The 16,371-nt window shown below is 30.0% G+C and carries 14 protein-coding genes; 9 read left to right on the top strand and 5 right to left on the bottom strand.

Features of this window, described 5'->3' with window-relative positions:
* Nucleotides 1–1,188: D-alanyl-D-alanine carboxypeptidase family protein (locus AB2369_RS04700; protein ID WP_367665324.1), on the bottom strand; the 1,188-nt coding region annotated here is incomplete at its 3' end.
* Nucleotides 1,189–1,389: 201 nt separating this feature from the next.
* On the opposite strand from AB2369_RS04700, the gene AB2369_RS04695 reads away from it, so the two are divergent.
* From AB2369_RS04695 to selB, 4 genes are all read left to right on the top strand, one after another.
* A complete protein-coding gene (locus tag AB2369_RS04695) occupies nt 1,390–2,019 on the top strand; it encodes a helix-hairpin-helix domain-containing protein (RefSeq protein WP_367665323.1) in 630 nt (209 codons plus the stop codon).
* Between the two features lie 270 nt (nt 2,020–2,289).
* Complete coding sequence (gene selD / locus AB2369_RS04690; protein WP_367665322.1) at nt 2,290–3,318, top strand: selenide, water dikinase SelD; 1,029 nt, start codon at nt 2,290–2,292, stop codon at nt 3,316–3,318.
* 16 nt (nt 3,319–3,334) lie between these two features.
* Nucleotides 3,335–4,723: an L-seryl-tRNA(Sec) selenium transferase gene (selA, locus tag AB2369_RS04685; protein ID WP_367665321.1), complete on the top strand. Its 1,389-nt coding sequence runs from the start codon at nt 3,335–3,337 to the stop codon at nt 4,721–4,723.
* A gap of 2 nt (nt 4,724–4,725) precedes the next feature.
* The gene (gene selB / locus AB2369_RS04680) at nt 4,726–6,633 is read left to right on the top strand and encodes a selenocysteine-specific translation elongation factor (protein WP_367665320.1); all 1,908 of its coding nucleotides are present in this window, start codon (nt 4,726–4,728) and stop codon (nt 6,631–6,633) included.
* A gap of 148 nt (nt 6,634–6,781) precedes the next feature.
* On the opposite strand, the gene AB2369_RS04675 is transcribed toward selB, so the two are convergent.
* Nucleotides 6,782–6,982, bottom strand: a complete 201-nt coding sequence (locus AB2369_RS04675) for a helix-turn-helix transcriptional regulator (RefSeq protein WP_367665319.1) — start codon at nt 6,980–6,982, stop codon at nt 6,782–6,784.
* 1 nt (nt 6,983) lies between these two features.
* Nucleotides 6,984–7,334 (bottom strand): DUF3796 domain-containing protein, encoded by a 351-nt coding sequence (locus AB2369_RS04670; RefSeq protein ID WP_367665318.1) that lies wholly within the window; start codon nt 7,332–7,334, stop codon nt 6,984–6,986.
* Nucleotides 7,335–7,643: 309 nt separating this feature from the next.
* Between AB2369_RS04670 and AB2369_RS04665 the strand changes: the two genes are divergently transcribed.
* From AB2369_RS04665 to AB2369_RS04650, 4 genes are all read left to right on the top strand, one after another.
* Nucleotides 7,644–7,892 carry a hypothetical protein gene (locus AB2369_RS04665; RefSeq protein WP_367665317.1) on the top strand — a complete coding sequence of 83 codons (249 nt, stop codon included), beginning with the start codon at nt 7,644–7,646 and terminating at the stop codon, nt 7,890–7,892.
* Nucleotides 7,893–8,271: 379 nt separating this feature from the next.
* Nucleotides 8,272–9,030: an acyl-CoA dehydratase activase gene (locus AB2369_RS04660; protein WP_367665316.1), complete on the top strand. Its 759-nt coding sequence runs from the start codon at nt 8,272–8,274 to the stop codon at nt 9,028–9,030.
* Nucleotides 9,031–9,114: 84 nt separating this feature from the next.
* Complete coding sequence (locus tag AB2369_RS04655; protein WP_367665315.1) at nt 9,115–10,260, top strand: double-cubane-cluster-containing anaerobic reductase; 1,146 nt, start codon at nt 9,115–9,117, stop codon at nt 10,258–10,260.
* A 380-nt stretch (nt 10,261–10,640) separates the two neighbouring features.
* Nucleotides 10,641–11,087: a helix-turn-helix domain-containing protein gene (locus tag AB2369_RS04650; protein WP_367665314.1), complete on the top strand. Its 447-nt coding sequence runs from the start codon at nt 10,641–10,643 to the stop codon at nt 11,085–11,087.
* 159 nt (nt 11,088–11,246) lie between these two features.
* Here the strand turns inward: AB2369_RS04650 and AB2369_RS04645 are convergent, their stop codons facing one another.
* On the bottom strand, nt 11,247–11,747 hold the full coding sequence (locus tag AB2369_RS04645) for a hypothetical protein (protein WP_367665313.1): 501 nt from the start codon (nt 11,745–11,747) through the stop codon (nt 11,247–11,249).
* A 74-nt stretch (nt 11,748–11,821) separates the two neighbouring features.
* Nucleotides 11,822–12,703 carry a collagen binding domain-containing protein gene (locus AB2369_RS04640; protein WP_367665312.1) on the bottom strand — a complete coding sequence of 294 codons (882 nt, stop codon included), beginning with the start codon at nt 12,701–12,703 and terminating at the stop codon, nt 11,822–11,824.
* Nucleotides 12,704–12,841: 138 nt separating this feature from the next.
* Between AB2369_RS04640 and AB2369_RS04635 the strand changes: the two genes are divergently transcribed.
* Nucleotides 12,842–16,213, top strand: coding sequence for a hypothetical protein (locus AB2369_RS04635; protein ID WP_367665311.1), 3,372 nt, complete (start codon nt 12,842–12,844; stop codon nt 16,211–16,213).
* Nucleotides 16,214–16,371: the final 158 nt, after the last annotated feature.

Here is a 16,371-nt window from a genome sequence, read left to right as displayed (position 1 = left end):
AGTTAGTAGTATCAAAAGAAAAATAGAGCCTAAAATAATATAAAATCTATTACTATGTTTGTTATTAGAAATAGACATGATAGTTTTTGGCTTATCTTCTCCACTAATAAGAGGAACCTTTCCAAGTACCTTATTATTAAGGGATATGGTAGCTTCTGAAATTTCATCATTTTTTACAAATTTAATATTTTTAAGATCTTTAGAATTAATATCTATTTTAGGCGGCTCATTTAAGTTTTTATTTTTTACATAATAGAAATCATTCTTACTAATTAAAGGTATAGATGTATTAGCTATATTTTCATTACCTAAAGTATCACCCTTATTTATGAGTTTTGTAAGAGTAAAGTTATCGAATCCATAGTTAAACAAATCTATAGAATCCTTAAAGTATTCATTCTTGTCATCAGTATGTACTATGGCTGAAATAAGGGTTAAATCACCTTTTTTAGCGGCACTTACAAAACTATGTTTTGCATCAACTGTATATCCAGTTTTTCCTGCAATATATTCTTTATAATATAGTGGACTTTTCTCAAATAACAAAGATACCCTATTATTTACCCATCTGTCTTTATCATATTTATTTGTTCCTTTAAAAACATAAAAAGGCTTTTGACTTATTTCAAGAAATTCAGGATGCTTAATAGCTTCCCTCATTATAAGTGCTAAATCATGAGCAGAAGTATAGTGATTTTTATCATATAATCCATTAGGATTTACAAAGTTTGAATTAGTAGCTCCAAGCTCTTTAGCACGTGTATTCATAAGCTTTGAAAATTCTTCTACAGAACCTGATATATGTTCTGCTAATGCAACAGCGGCATCATTACAAGAGCCTATAAGTAGGGCGTTTAGTAGAGATTCAACAGTAACATACTCTCCTTCTACAAGTCCAAGAGAAGTTCCATCAGCATTAGGAGGAGTCTTACCTATAAGAACTTTTTCATTTAATGATGTTTTCTCTAATGTAATAAGAGCAGTTAATATTTTAGTTGTGGAAGCAGGAGGAAGAGGCTTATCCATATCCTTATTAAATAGAATTTCTCCAGTGGTCGCTTCCATAAGAATAACCCCTGCTCCTTCCACTTCTGGAGGTTTTGTTTCAGCTAAAGCATTACTACTAAAATTTATATTCATAATAATAAAAGAAATCAAAACTAGGGTCAAAAATTTAAATGTTTTCATAATCCCTCCTAAACAAATAGTAACTTTTAATAATTAAGTCTAAATAGTTAAAAAGTAATATTATAGAGTCCAATAAATTTACTCCTTATAATATTACTTTAATAATTATAGCAGAAAAGTTTTCTTTTTTCGATATATATTTATGGAAAATTGGCAATAATTATGAATGAAAATTAATAATTATTGAAAGGAATACCATATATGAAAAAGAAAGAGAAAATAATAGGTGCTGTTTCCATACTGGTGATTTTTTCATTTATTCTAATATATAAGTTTATAGATGGATATGTAGATACATCAAAAGGTAATGTATTTAAGGAAGAGGATATCTTTGTAGAAAAATTAGAAAATCCCTCTAAGGAAAAAGGAGATAGCAAGGTTTCAAAAGGGTCAAAGATAACAGTAGAGATCAAAGGAGCAGTTAAAAAACCTGGGGTATATATTATGGATAAAGACTCTATACTAAAGGATTTAATCTATGAAGCACAGGGGATTAGTGAAGAGGGAACCATAGATAATATTAACCAAGCAGAAAAACTTAGAGATAATAGTGCCTATAGGGTACCTAAAAAGGGTGAGGAAAAGTCAAATGTAGCTATGGTATCATCAGCTGGAGGAGGTGGCTCTAGTAGTGATGGAAAGGTTAATCTGAATTCTGCAACCAAGGAGGAACTTTTAAAACTCCCTGGAGTTGGATCAGCCACGGCAGATAAAATTATAGCCTTTAGAGAAAGCAATGGAGGCTTTAAATCTATTGAAGACATAAAAAATGTATCAGGCATTGGAGAGAGTAAGTTTAATAATTTAAAGGATAAAATAGAAGCACCATAAATCACCAAATCCTCACTGAAGATAATCTATGTATTTAAAAGAAATATTTGTATTTACAAATTATTTATATTTAACTTAAATAAAAGAGTTTTGATATCAAGTTCTTTTTTTATACAGATTAATTCAATATGTCCTATTAGTAACTATATAAAATCATAACTATATATACAAGTATAAAATATAAATTCCATAAATCTACAGCTTCTTTTAAAATCTTATAAAATAAGATATAATTGTGAGAGAAAGAATAAAAGAATAGAGGTGGAACATATGATTAAAAACTTAACAGAGATGGCAAAAACCTCAGGATGAGCAGCGAAAATAGGGCCGGAGACCCTTTCAAAGATATTAAATAAGTTACCTAAGATGAAGGATGATAATTTAATTGTTGGAATTGAAACTAGTGATGATGCAGCAGTATATAAATTAAATGATGATATAGCAACTATACAGACCTTAGACTTCTTTACTCCAGTGGTAGATGACCCATATACTTTTGGACAAATTGCAGCGGCAAATTCTTTAAGTGATATATATGCCATGGGAGGTAAACCAGTGGTAGCTCTTAATATAGTATGTTTTCCAAATTGCTTAGATATAGAGATTTTAGGAGAAATACTTAAAGGGGGAGCAGATAAGGTTCTAGAGTCAGGGGCTGTAGTTGTAGGTGGACACTCTGTTCAAGACGATGAGCCTAAGTATGGACTATCTGTAACAGGAGTGGTACATCCTAATAAAGTTTTAAAGAATTATGGATGCAAAGTTTCAGAGGTGCTTATTTTAACAAAACCTTTAGGAACAGGTATATTAAATACTGCAATAAAGGGAGGTATTGCCTCTAAAGAAGCTTATGATAAGGCTGTTAAAGTAATGACAACTTTAAACAAATATGCAGGAGAAATAATAATGGAACATCATGTTACTGCATGTACAGACGTTACAGGCTTTGGAATAATGGGTCATGGATATGAAATGGCTAGTGGTTCAGAGGTAACCTTAAAGCTATATAAGGATTCAATTCCTTATATAGAAGAAGCAAAGGAATATGCAGCCATGGGACTTGTACCAGAAGGTAGCTACAATAATAAGGCTTATTTAAGTGGTAAATATGAACTTAATAATGTGGAGACTTGGCTTGAGGATATATTATTTGACCCTCAAACCTCAGGAGGACTTTTAATTAGTGCCTCTAAAGAAGAAGGGGATATTATAATGGAAAGACTTAAAGATTTAGATCTTCCATGCGCTATAATTGGAGAGGTTGTTGAAAAGAGAGAAAAATATATAGTAGTGGAATAATTGGGGAGGGTAATCAATGAATAGGGAATTACTTAGAAAACTACCAAAGGTTGATGAAGTTCTTTTAAGAGAGGACATAAATGAGTTAATTGAAGCTCATGGTAGAGCTATAGTTGTAGATTCTCTAAGAGAAGGTATAGAGTTTTATAGAAATAAGATTTTAAAAGATGAGATAAATAATTTTGAAAGAGAAGAAGTTATAAACTACTCTTTAGGGATAATAACTAAGAAATCTAAACCAAGATTAAAGAGAGTTATAAATGGAGCAGGTATTGTAATTCATACTAACCTTGGAAGATCACTACTTTCTAAAGAAGCAGTGGAGAGCATGGCAATGGTTAGTGAGAGTTATAATAATTTAGAGTATGATATTGAAAAAGGAGCACGTGGATCAAGATATAGCCATATAGAGGATCTTTTAAAGAAAATAACAGGGGCAGAAGGAGCGGTAGTTGTAAATAATAATGCTGCTGCTGTTATGCTCTCCTTAAATACCTTATGTGAAGAAAAAGAAGCTATAGTTTCAAGGGGACAGTTAGTTGAAATTGGTGGTTCTTTTAGAGTTCCTGAGGTTATGAAATTCTCAAAGGCTAAGCTAGTAGAGGTAGGAACTACAAATAGAACCCATCTTTATGACTATGAAGATAATATAAATGAAAATACAGGAGTGCTCCTTAAGGTTCACACTTCTAACTTTAAGATTATGGGATTTACTGAGGAGGTTCCTCTTGAAGATATGGTATCTCTTGGAGAAAAGTATAATGTTCCTGTAGTTGATGATTTAGGTAGTGGAGTTTTAGTGGACCTTTCTAAATATGGATTTATATATGAACCTACAGTTCAAGAGAGTGTAAGAAAAGGTGCAGATGTTGTAACCTTTAGTGGAGACAAGATGCTTGGAGGACCTCAAGCAGGAATTATAGTTGGAAAAAAACAATATATAGATAGAATAAAGAAAAATCAATTAACTAGAGCCCTTAGAATAGATAAGATGAGAATTGCTGCTCTTGAGGCAACATTAAGAACATATTTAGATGAAAAAGAGGCTGTGAAAAAAGTTCCTACATTAAATATGATGCTCCTAAGTAATGAAGAGTTAAAAAAGAGAGCACAAAGACTTAAAAGAAAATTAAAAGATGCTCCTAAGCATTTAGAGATTAAAATTTCAGAGGATTACTCTATGGTTGGTGGAGGTTCTATGCCTACTGAAACCATGGATACTGTAGTTCTGAAAATAAAAAGTAATAAAATATCTTTAGTACAAATAGAAAGTTATTTAAGATCCTATGAGATTCCTATAATAGTAAGAGTAGGGAAGGGTGAAGTTATAATTGATGTTAGAACTTTACTTGAAAAAGACTATGACATAATAGGAGAAGCATTTAAAGGGATAGGAGAGGAATAAATATGAAGCACGTTATTGTAGGTACGGCAGGTCATATAGATCACGGTAAGACTACTCTTATTAAAGCATTAACAGGGAGAGAAACTGATACATTAAGAGAGGAAAAGGATAGAGGAATATCCATAAATCTTGGATTTACCTTTTTTGATCTTCCTTCAAAGAGAAGAGCTGGAATAATAGATGTACCTGGTCATGAAAAGTTTGTTAAGAACATGCTGGCTGGGGTATCTTCAGTAGATATAGTAATACTTGTAATAGCTGCTGATGAAGGAATAATGCCTCAAACAGAGGAGCACTTTGAAATACTTCAGCTTCTAAATGTAAAAAAGGGTATTGTGGCTTTAACTAAGGCAGATCTAGTAGATGAAGAATGGCTAGATATGATGAAGGAAGAAGTTAAAGAAAGATTTAAAGGAACCTTCCTTGAAAATTCTCCTATAATACCAGTATCCTCTAAAACTAAAATGGGTATGGATGAACTTATAAATACACTAGATAAAACTACAGAAGAGGTAGAAGGTAAGGATACAGAAGGTCATTTTAGATTACCTGTGGATAGAGTATTCTCTGTAAGTGGTTTTGGAACTGTTGTAACGGGAACTATAATAAGTGGAAAAGTTAAAGAAGGAGATATGGTAACCATATATCCTTCAATGGCACAAGGTAAAATAAGAACCATACAGGTACATGAAGAGAATGTAGCCTTTGCAGAAGCAGGACAAAGATGTGCTTTAAACATTTCAGGAGTTAAAAAAGATGATGTAGAAAGAGGAGATATGGTTTCCATAGAGCATGTTATGGAACCATCCATGATTATAGACTGTAAGATTTATCATATAAAAAATGCAGAAAAACCTATAGAAAATAGACAAAGAGTAAGACTATATCATGGAACCTCAGAAATTCTTTGTAGAATAGTTATATTAGATAAGGAAGAAATAAAACCTGGCGAGGAAGCTTATGTTCAGCTAAGACTAGAAGAACCTTTAACAGCTCAAAGAAATGATAGATATGTACTTAGAACTTATTCTCCAATGTACACCATAGCTGGAGGAAGCATAATAGAGCCTAGGGCTAAAAAAGCCAAGAGATTTAATGAAAGATATTTAGAAGAAATTAAAATAAAAGAAAGTGGAGAAGCTGGAAGCATAATAGAAAATACAATTAAAAACATAAGTAATGCATTCCCTACTTCTTTTGATATATTAAAGGCATTAGGAAAAAATGAAGAATCCATAGAGGATAAGTTAAAAGAGCTTGTGGAAGAGGGAACTATAATAGAGTTAACTTCTTTAGATAAGAGTGTATATATACATAGGTCTTTTATAAAGAATAAGGGGGAAGAGCTAGAAGTTATATTAAACACCTTCCATAATCAGAACCCTTTAAAATATGGTATGGCTAAAGAAGAGATTAAAAACAAGATTTTTGGTAAAAGTCTTAAGCAAAAAAACTATGATGATATATTAAAAGTTCTTCAAAATAGAGGAGTTATAAAACAGGTTAATAACCTTATAGCTTTATATAGCTTTGAAGTTAACTATAGTAAGGAACAAAAAGATATAAAAGATAGAATAATTAAAGCCTTTGAAACTGGAGCATATGCTCCTCCTAAATATGAAGATTTAAGTAAAAATGAAAAGGATAAAAAAGCCTTTAAGATGGTTTATGACTCCTTAATAGATAATGGAGATCTTATAAGACTTTCAGATGATATAGTATTTACTAATAGTCACTATGAAAGAGCAAAAGACTTAGTTAGAGATTTTATAAATAAAAATGGAGGAATAACTCCAGCAGACGGACGTGATATATTAAATTCTTCTAGAAAATACGTGGTGACTTTATTTGAACACTTTGATTCCATAAAATTAACCAAAAGACTAGAGGATAAAAGAGTATTATTTTAAAAAATGGCTTAATGCTAAGGGTTGCCTTAGCATTAAGTCACTTTCATTTTAGATGATTTTTATGACCTTTAAATCTTAATTATTTAATGTTTACTTTTAATAAGAACTATTTTCTACTTTTTTATAGAGAAGTATTTACAATAGTAAACTAGTCAAATATAAATAATTCTTCAATTGGAACATTTAGAACTCTTGAAATATCTATTGCTAATTTAAGTGATGGATTATATTTTCCAGCTTCAAGCCTCATAATCGTTTCTCGTCTTACATCTACTTTTTCAGCTAATTGCTCTTGTGTCAATTCCTTAAGTTGTCGATATTTTTTTAAATTGCATTTAAATTCGGCCATATTATTTTTCCTCTAACATATATAATTTTATAGCATATATATTTAATGTAATTGCATAGGAAATAGAAAGTAATACACATGCAATATTAGCATTTTTTATGAGAATGGTAGCACACCATATAATGAACAATTCAATAATAGCAAATTCACCAGTAAAAGCTAGTGCAACTTTTCGATTTTCAATATACCGTTCATCTGCTTTGTTACCACTAATCTTTGATAGTATAAAATTTGAAAAAAAGGCAAAGAATCCGATGAAAGCTAGGTCTGATAAATTGCCGGAGAAAAAATAACGAATACTAAAAAATCCTATGAATCCTGCAAAACCCATATAAAATTGTTTTTGTATCATATCCATACTCCTTTTATAGTGATATATTTATCTCTTATTGATACAAATATATCACTATTTATGGTTAAAATCAATATGTATTTTGAATTGATAGTATTTAAAAATCATAGTTAAAATACATATTATACAAATATCATTACTATTACTAAAATACATTTATAAAGGCAACTTATCTTAAAAACCCTATAATATAAATTAAACTTTATTTTTATATAAAGTTTATATTTAAAAAACAAAAAATTAAGTAATTTATTCCTCTTGCTTAAAATATACTCTATAATATATGAATTTTGTTAGGAGGATTTAAAGATGAATAATTTAGTTTATTGCTTAACTTGTAAGAGAATTTTTCAAAGGGATAATTCCTGCGCATATTGTAATGATTGTAACATAAAGAATCTGGAAGTAACTAATCCTGTAAACGTAATAGGAACAAAGATAAAAGGTAAAGTTCTAAAGATAGATGGAGAAGAGGTAAAAATTCTTACAATAAATACAGATACTCAGGAAAAACTAATAAAGGTATATAATTGCAAGGAATTAAGAAAGATTCTATAAAGAAAATTAAAGTATTCTCGTGTTGAAATACATTTTATTTAAGAGGAATACATACTTTAAATCTCAAGATATATATAGATTAACTCATCTAACCTTCAGGTGGTGGAAAGAACACCATCTGAAGGAAGATTCATTCTATAGTTCTCTTGAAGTAATAGAAAGTTTAAATGTTTATAGACAAGGGATAAAGGTAAAATAATACTTTAAGATACACCCTATTTCTAAAGTATATTCTTTAGAAATAGGGTATATTTATGGTGAAAATTAGTAAACTCAATAGTCATAAGGGCAGTTATTTGAATATGTAATAAGGGGTTTTAATATAATTTATTTGCATTAGAATTAATATAGTGTGTTCAAAAGAAAAGGGGGGATGTATATGTATTACGTGGGAATTGATATAGGGTCTACTGGTTCAAAGGTAGCTATATTTAAGGATGATGAAATAATAGATTTTTATGTAAAACCCACAGGATGGAGTAGCGTAGAAACTGCCAATGAAATTAAGGAAAGACTTTTAGAAAAGGGGATAAATGAGGGAAATAGCAAGGTGGTTGCCACAGGCTATGGTAGAGTTTCAGTACCATATGCCAATAAAGTTGTTACAGAAATAACTTGCCATGGAAAGGGAGCAGCTTATTTATTTAAGGATAAATGTACTGTTCTAGATATTGGTGGACAAGATACTAAGGTTATAACCTTAGAGGATGGTATGGTAAAGGATTTTATAATGAATGATAAATGTTCAGCAGGAACAGGAAGATTCCTAGAAATCATGGCAAATACCTTAGGAGTAACCTTGGAGGAACTTAGTGAACTAGCTAAAAATGGACAAGAGGTAACCATAAGTTCTATGTGCACAGTATTTGCAGAGTCTGAGGTTATAAGTCTTATAGGAAGAGGAACTAAGAAAGAAGATATAGCCTATGCAGTCCTTGACTCTATAGCATCAAAGGTTAAATCTCTTTGTACAAAGCATGGAAGTAGCGACACATACTACCTTACTGGAGGACTTTGTAATAATAGTAATCTTATAGATATGCTAGAGAAAAAGCTAGGAACAAAGGTATACAGTGGAGATCATGGAAGATATGCAGGAGCCATAGGAGCAGCAATAGTTGCAAGAGGAGTAAAATAATATACATTAAAATAAATTTATATTTCATAAAACCTTATTTAAAATTAAGGATAACTAATTTTTAATATGACAGGGGGATTTAAAATGGAAACTATGCCAAAGGCATTTGAAGAATTTAGTGAGGCAAGAAAAAATGGATTTGTAAAGGTTAAAGAGTTTAAGGATAAGGGATATAAGGTAGTTGGAACCTTTTGTACATTTACTCCTTGGGAGCTTATGGATGCAGCTGGAGCTATAGGGGTATCAGTATGTGGGATGAGTGATGAAACTACGGAAGAAGCAGAAGCACATCTTCCAAAGAATCTATGTCCATTAATAAAATCTAGCTATGGGTTTGCTATAACTGATAAATGTCCTTACATATATTTTTCAGATTTAATAGTAGGGGAGACCACTTGCGATGGTAAGAAGAAGATGTTTGAGCTTTTAGGAAGAAGAAAAAACACTCATGTTATGCAGCTTCCTCCAAGTAGTATTGGAGAGGAATCCTTTAATATGTGGAAAAGTGAAATTTTAAAATTAAAAGAAAAATTAGAAGAGGATTTTCAAGTAGAAATAACAGAAGAAAAAATAATAGAATCCATAAAAATTAAAAATGAAGAAAGAAGAGCAGCAGAGGAATTTTATTCCCTAGGTAAGCTTTGTCCACCACCTTTATGGGGATATGATATGCAGAAGGTTTTAGAGGGAATAAACTATAGCCTTGATAGAAAAGAGGGAATAGTTAACTTAAGATCTTTAACTAAAGCCATAAAAGATAAATATGAGGAAGGAAATAAACCAGTACCTGAATCAGCGGCTAGAATACTTATAACAGGGTGTCCAAGTGGAGGAGTAGCAGATAAGGTAGTTAAGTCCATAGAAGAAAATGGCGGAGTTGTAGTTTGCTATGAAAACTGTGGAGGGGTAAAGGAAAAGATGACTCTAGTTAGGGAAGATATAAATCCTATAGATGCTCTAACAGAAAAATACCTATCTGTGCCTTGTTCTGTAATGTCTCCTAATGATGGAAGACTAGACTTAATAGAAAATCTCATTGAAGAGTATAAGGTAGACGGAGTTATAGATATAACCCTTCAAGCCTGCCATACCTATGCCATAGAAACCTTTAATATAAAAGAGCGAACTAATAGTAAGGGAGTGCCATATTTAAATATAGAAACTAATTATTCCCCTTCAGATATGGGACAGTTAAAAACAAGAATAGCTGCTTTTATTGAAATGCTATAATTAATTTTAGATATTTAATATTGTAATTAGTTAAGGGGAGAAGTTATTTCTCCCTTTAATTATATGAAAAATTAATATTATATAGGATAAATATAAATAATATTTCATTACAATGTGTAGTTGATGAATCTATTAATATGTCTCACCTTTCATCTAAGAGAAGAAAAGATGTTAAGAAAATGGATACCTTTAAAATTAAGTTTGTGTACCTACAGCATTCTATAGATAGGACCATTCAATGATGAAATTATTGAATGGTCTTATTAAGATGTTAAGTTTAGTTGACAAATTGCCACTTTTCCTTGATAGAAAAGAGCTTTAGTGTTTAGTATACTATAGTTACAAGTTAACTTGAAATAGAGGAAAGGCTGGTGATAATTATGTCATTAGGGGAAAAATTATTGGATTTGCGTAAAAAGGCAGGCTTATCTCAAGAAGATGTTGCTGAGAAATTAAATGTCTCTAGGCAGACGGTAAGCAAATGGGAAACAAATCAAACAGTTCCTGAGCTTATTAAAGCAAAACTATTAAGTGAACTTTACAATGTAAGTTATGATTATCTTATTGGTGAAAGCCATATTGGTGGTGATGTTACCAGTATTGAAATGATAGTTGATGAAATTGACTGGACCAGTGCATGGAGTAAAAAGTATCCTATTCTAGCTACATATCAAGGAATAAAAGGAATAGATACCTATAGGGAGAAGATATGGGAGTTATACCATACCTTTAAAGATGAGTTCCATTTTGATGATACAGACACTGCTTTAATTTTAAAAGATATTCTTTATCAAAAATATAAAATGGAAAAGAAGAAAAGTAAATAAAATAAGTATAATTTAGGGTGAAAAATGGAGCTGTCCCATTAAGAAATTTAACCACAATATGTTGTCCTAGAATTTAAAAATCTAATACAATATATTGTAGTATTGATTCTTAATGACACAGCTCATTTAAGTATATTTATAATAAATGTAGCTTTCACTTTATTTTATAGCTTTAATAATATACTTTCCATTAGGAATATTAAAAAAATTATATTCCCCTGTAAAATCCGTATAAGTAAATCTTTTAGGAATATACACCTTTTCACAAACAACCTCATATAAAACTACTATTGCATTATCAATAGGTTTACTTTTAGAATCGGTGATGTATCCATATAGTCTATTATTATTATAATAATAACTTAAACATACATTACAAGTAATATTTTTATATGCTCTAACTAAAAGTCTTTTTTCTTTGTATCCTTTCTTACAAACAGTAACTTCATAAGTATTTTTAGGAACTCCCTTTAGCAAGGCTGATCCGTGAGAACAAGTTTTTATGTTGGTTACTTCTCTGGAGTTATAAGGTTTAATTTTTATAAGTGCTCCTTTAACAATTCCGTTATTCTCATCCTTAACATTGAACTTTATATTTACTTTATTTTTTTCCTTAATTAATAATAGAATTATTAAAAAAAGCAAGTACTTATTATACATTATCATACTCACCTTTATTAAAATTGCTTTATATGTAAACAAGGAGTTGAATATAATTCAACTCTTTATTTTTATTAAGGTACGACAACATCTTGAGTTTGATTTGATTTAACAATGTACTTTCCTTGGGGAACATTAATAAATAGATACACTCCAGATGCATTGGTTTCTCCATATGCAATGGCTGTAAGAGAATTATCAGCATTAACCCTATATAATATGACATCGGCATTATTAATGGGCTGGTTATTATTGTCAGTAATTATACCTGAAACAGTACCTCTTGATGAATTAGGATCTTGGGTAATAGAAATCAATGAAGGAGCTATTTGGCCTGGTTGATTTATAATTACTGTACTAGATGTTCCTATATATCCTAAAGAGGATACCCTTATGGAATATCTTCCAATTGGCAACTCTCTAAATACAAACTGTCCATATTGGTTAGTATAAGTTATTGCTTGAAGAACTTCTGTATTATCTGGGTTAACTAAATACAGTGAAACAACAGCACCATTTATTGGATTCTCAGTTGATGAATCAATTAAATCTCCAGCAATTATTCCAAGTTGAGAAGCCGGATCACTTGTAAGTGTAAAATTCCTAGTTATAACTTGACCAGCAGCTATACTAAAGCTGGTACCTTGTTCTAACCTCATTCCAGCAGCTATACAAAAAACATTATATCCTGTTCCAGCAGGAAGATTATCCAATGTATAAGTTCCATCTGTACCTGTTATAGCATGCAGAATAGGTTCATATTGAGCATCCATAATCTTAATCAAGGCATTAGGAACAGGATTTCCATTAGAAGTTACTGTTCCTTCAACTTTACCTGTATTATTTAAGGGTTGAGGTTGAAGGGATAAGTCTAATCTGATTTCCTGACCAACAGTATTGATTGATTTAGATTGAGATTGTCCCAATATATAAATATCCTGTTTTATAGTTGCCATAAAAACACTCCTTTTGCTATTTTTTTATTTAATCAGAACAGTCATAATGTATTATATTATTATCTATAAACATGTGTGATACCAAAAGATATTTTTTTGAATATACTATTGTAAGAGTATTTTTTATGGAGGTGTCCAATGTATAATTCTGAAAACTTTAAAATCACCTTAAATACTGACTCCTTAATAAATATTAACACTGGTGGCACAACCTCCTTAGTATTTACTGTTAGTAATACTGATGCTATTAGCACATTATATAATTTATCCTTTCAACTAAATTTAGGAGATGGAATGGAGATTATTAGTTCATCCATTCCATACACAAGTGTATCTGGGAATGTTTATTCCTTTACTAATATAAAAGATATTGCTCCAAATGAGATAAATTATAAAATTACCTTTACTGTAAAATTAAATACTGAATTTAGTAGTGGTACTGTTATTCCATTTGAAACATTAATACCATGTACCCTTAATGCATCATGTGATACAATGCCAAGAGGAAATTATGATATAGGTAATGAGATTATTCAAGCTACGTTATCATTTTCTTTTCAAGCTAGTAAATATGTTATTTATAAAATAAATCCACCTGCTTTATTATTAGGAGAAACCTATTCTAGTAAGATAATAATTGAAACTGCTGAAAACTCTGGTATATCTTTTGATAGTTTTCAAGATACTCTGGGAAATGGAGTAAATTATTTAGGAAATATGATTATAACTGGTTACTCTTCTAATGAACTAAATAATTTTATTGTGATACAACCTAATAATTCGAATAATAGTTTTAAATTATTATGGAGTAATGTAGGGATTCCAGAGAATACAAAGGTAACTATAGAGTTTGATGTGAAATTTAATGAAAGATATTATGTAAACGGAGCTGCTACTGGTAGTTACATTGAAAATAGTTCATCTATTTCTAATGAGTTATCATGGTCAGTAGAAGGGGTAAGTCTTTCTTATTTATATAGATTTGTTGCTTATGAAATACTTTTAGATTTAGTTGTTTCTAAATATGTTGTTGATATAAATGAAGCATTAACTTATAGTATATATTTTAATGCAAATTTATATCATAATTTGATAAATTTAAGTGGATATTTAACTACAAGTGATGGTCAAGTACTTGAGGATAGCAGTACACCAATTATGTATACATCAAAGGAGACTTCCTCCGCTGGAGTAACTCAAGTTTACTGGAATGTAGGCTCTGTATCTGCTGGGTCTACAGCTATTATAAATATTAATGGTAAAATTGCTAGTAAATATATGAGTAGTGGATTAAATATTTTAGCTGGGGATACCTTTAATGATTCTGTAACTTGTAATGCAGTTAGCGGTGCTACTAATAAAATTATAACTTCATCAAATTTTGCTAATTTAGAGATTAACGTACCATCAGTTTCTAAAGTTATTACTGGATATTACTATAGAGATGGAACTCGAAAATCTTTTAATACCATGGCACCAGGGGATTATGTAAGTTATAAAGCAGTATATAATAGTACTTCTATAAATGCACATTCAAATCAAGTTAAGTTATATGATTTTTATCCTTATATGACTGACAATATAACTGGAATTAATTATAACTATTCATCATCTCAATATCCAGGTGATGTTGTAGGGCCAATTGATCCATATGGTGTTCTTTGGTTCATAAGTGAAATACCTGGAGATCAATCCTTTGAAATAGACTATAGAACTCAGATTGATTATATAAATAATCCTTCTAGCTTCCCTTATAATTTATTTAAACTACAAGTTGTAAATTCTAATGGGATATCATTTTCAAGTAGAAGCCAAGTTGGATTTACATTAGGAAAACCTAATTTAATTTTAAACAAAAATGTCACTGGAAATAATATTAATAAAGTAAAAATAGGAGAAATATATTCCTTTACAGCTACACTAACAAATAATAATTCCACTGAGAATGCTACAGATGCATTTGGCATTACTTTTACTGAAGCAATTCCTCAATATGTTACTTTGGATTCTAATTCAATAGTTGCTAAAATAAACCATGATATAATTCCATTTACTATATCAGGTAATTTAATAATTATAAATATACCTAATCTAGCACCAAATGAGGTTTTTACATTAAACTATCAGATATCTATTAATAATACTTTAGGACCTAATGAAAGCTTTATTTTTACAAGCTCTACCACAGCACCTTATACTCAGCAGTATGATTCGACTAGTGAAAATCTTCAATATGATGTAGGGGCATTAACAGCGAATTCTACTTTAACATCAGAATCTATTTTTGTTCAAATTAGTAGCGATACTCCTACCAAAATTGTGGGAGATACAGTATATTATACTTTAAGTATTACTTTTCCTATGGGACAAAGATTATCATCATTTTCTGGATCGATATTAATACCATTATTAGAAACTTATTCAAATAGGGCATGGTTAAACAATGATCCTATAACTGCTAATTTTTCAAATAGTTCAGTTACATTTCCAGCTATAAATAATATAGATACTACTTTAAATTCAGTAGTATATAGTTATAGAATTGAATGTTTAGTAAGTAATTCTATAGTTTCAAATCAAAATCCCCTTTATACCATTGAAAACTATTATGGAAATGTAAGTTATGTAAATATGTTAAATGTAACCACTAATTTAGGAATAGCCAATTATATAACTATAAATCATCCCTATATAAATTTAAATATCTCATCATCAAATATTATGAATGGATTTGTATCTCCATTTATAGTTGGAACTTCTAATATAATATATACTAATATATTAGCTTCTAATGCGGGAAGCACTCCAGCTAATAATACTAAGATTGCAATTAAGCTTCCAACCTATTTAAACTTTAATTCAGTGCAAACATCCTCACTAGGTGTTACTTCTTCTTATAATAATCAAACTAATACATTATTAATTACAATAGATACAATTAATGCTTCATCTAATAAATATTTAATATTCAAATCTAATATCTCCAGCGGCGTAATAGCAGAAAGTAAACTAATTATAACAGGGAGTGTAAATCAGTATTATAATGATGTTTCTCTTACCAAAGTATATACTTCAAATATAATTTATAACAATGAATTATATATAAACAGCTTAGTTAAATTTTTACCTTTATCATTTTATAGATTAATAGGAAGTGAGGCAGCAATTAATCTATCTGCACCTGGAGCACCTACTAAGATAGAATATATCATAACTAATACAGGACAGGGATATGATAGCTATAACTTAAATATGACTCCAATAGCTATTCCTTATGATGTATATATAGGATCTACTTTTATACAATCTATAGTGCCAAATACTTCACCTACTATAACTTCACCATTATTAAATAATATAAACCCATTAAATAGTGTATATATAACATTTAATTATACACTCCCTTCAGGAGATGAATATCCTCTGTATTATACTATGCTTGTCACATGTACCTCATTAAATAACCCTAATACAAATAAGCTTATTCCAACTACTCTTCAAGATCCGTAAACTTAAACAGTTTATTATATAACTAAATATAAAAGAGTTGTGCTATTTGCAACAACTCTTCTACATAATCTAAAGTATCTAGTAATTTATATTACATTCTATGTTAATTGAGGTTAAATACATTTTTATTGCTATTTTTCAGTTATAATTGAAAAATA

It is taken from the genome of Clostridium sp., assembly GCF_040797585.1.
Lineage (GTDB): Bacteria > Bacillota > Clostridia > Clostridiales > Clostridiaceae > Clostridium_Z.
Note: the sequence above shows the minus strand (reverse complement) of the source record. Positions and strands in the feature narration are given on the sequence as shown.

Coding starts and splice junctions, on each gene's coding strand:
- AB2369_RS04695 (WP_367665323.1), top strand. CDS start 1,390: ATGAAAAAGAAAGAGAAAATAATAGGTGCTGTTTCCATACTGGTGATT.
- selA (WP_367665321.1), top strand. CDS start 3,335: ATGAATAGGGAATTACTTAGAAAACTACCAAAGGTTGATGAAGTTCTT.
- selB (WP_367665320.1), top strand. CDS start 4,726: ATGAAGCACGTTATTGTAGGTACGGCAGGTCATATAGATCACGGTAAG.
- AB2369_RS04675 (WP_367665319.1), bottom strand. CDS start 6,982: ATGGCCGAATTTAAATGCAATTTAAAAAAATATCGACAACTTAAGGAA.
- AB2369_RS04670 (WP_367665318.1), bottom strand. CDS start 7,334: ATGATACAAAAACAATTTTATATGGGTTTTGCAGGATTCATAGGATTT.
- AB2369_RS04665 (WP_367665317.1), top strand. CDS start 7,644: ATGAATAATTTAGTTTATTGCTTAACTTGTAAGAGAATTTTTCAAAGG.
- AB2369_RS04660 (WP_367665316.1), top strand. CDS start 8,272: ATGTATTACGTGGGAATTGATATAGGGTCTACTGGTTCAAAGGTAGCT.
- AB2369_RS04655 (WP_367665315.1), top strand. CDS start 9,115: ATGGAAACTATGCCAAAGGCATTTGAAGAATTTAGTGAGGCAAGAAAA.
- AB2369_RS04650 (WP_367665314.1), top strand. CDS start 10,641: ATGTCATTAGGGGAAAAATTATTGGATTTGCGTAAAAAGGCAGGCTTA.
- AB2369_RS04645 (WP_367665313.1), bottom strand. CDS start 11,747: ATGTATAATAAGTACTTGCTTTTTTTAATAATTCTATTATTAATTAAG.
- AB2369_RS04640 (WP_367665312.1), bottom strand. CDS start 12,703: ATGGCAACTATAAAACAGGATATTTATATATTGGGACAATCTCAATCT.
- AB2369_RS04635 (WP_367665311.1), top strand. CDS start 12,842: ATGTATAATTCTGAAAACTTTAAAATCACCTTAAATACTGACTCCTTA.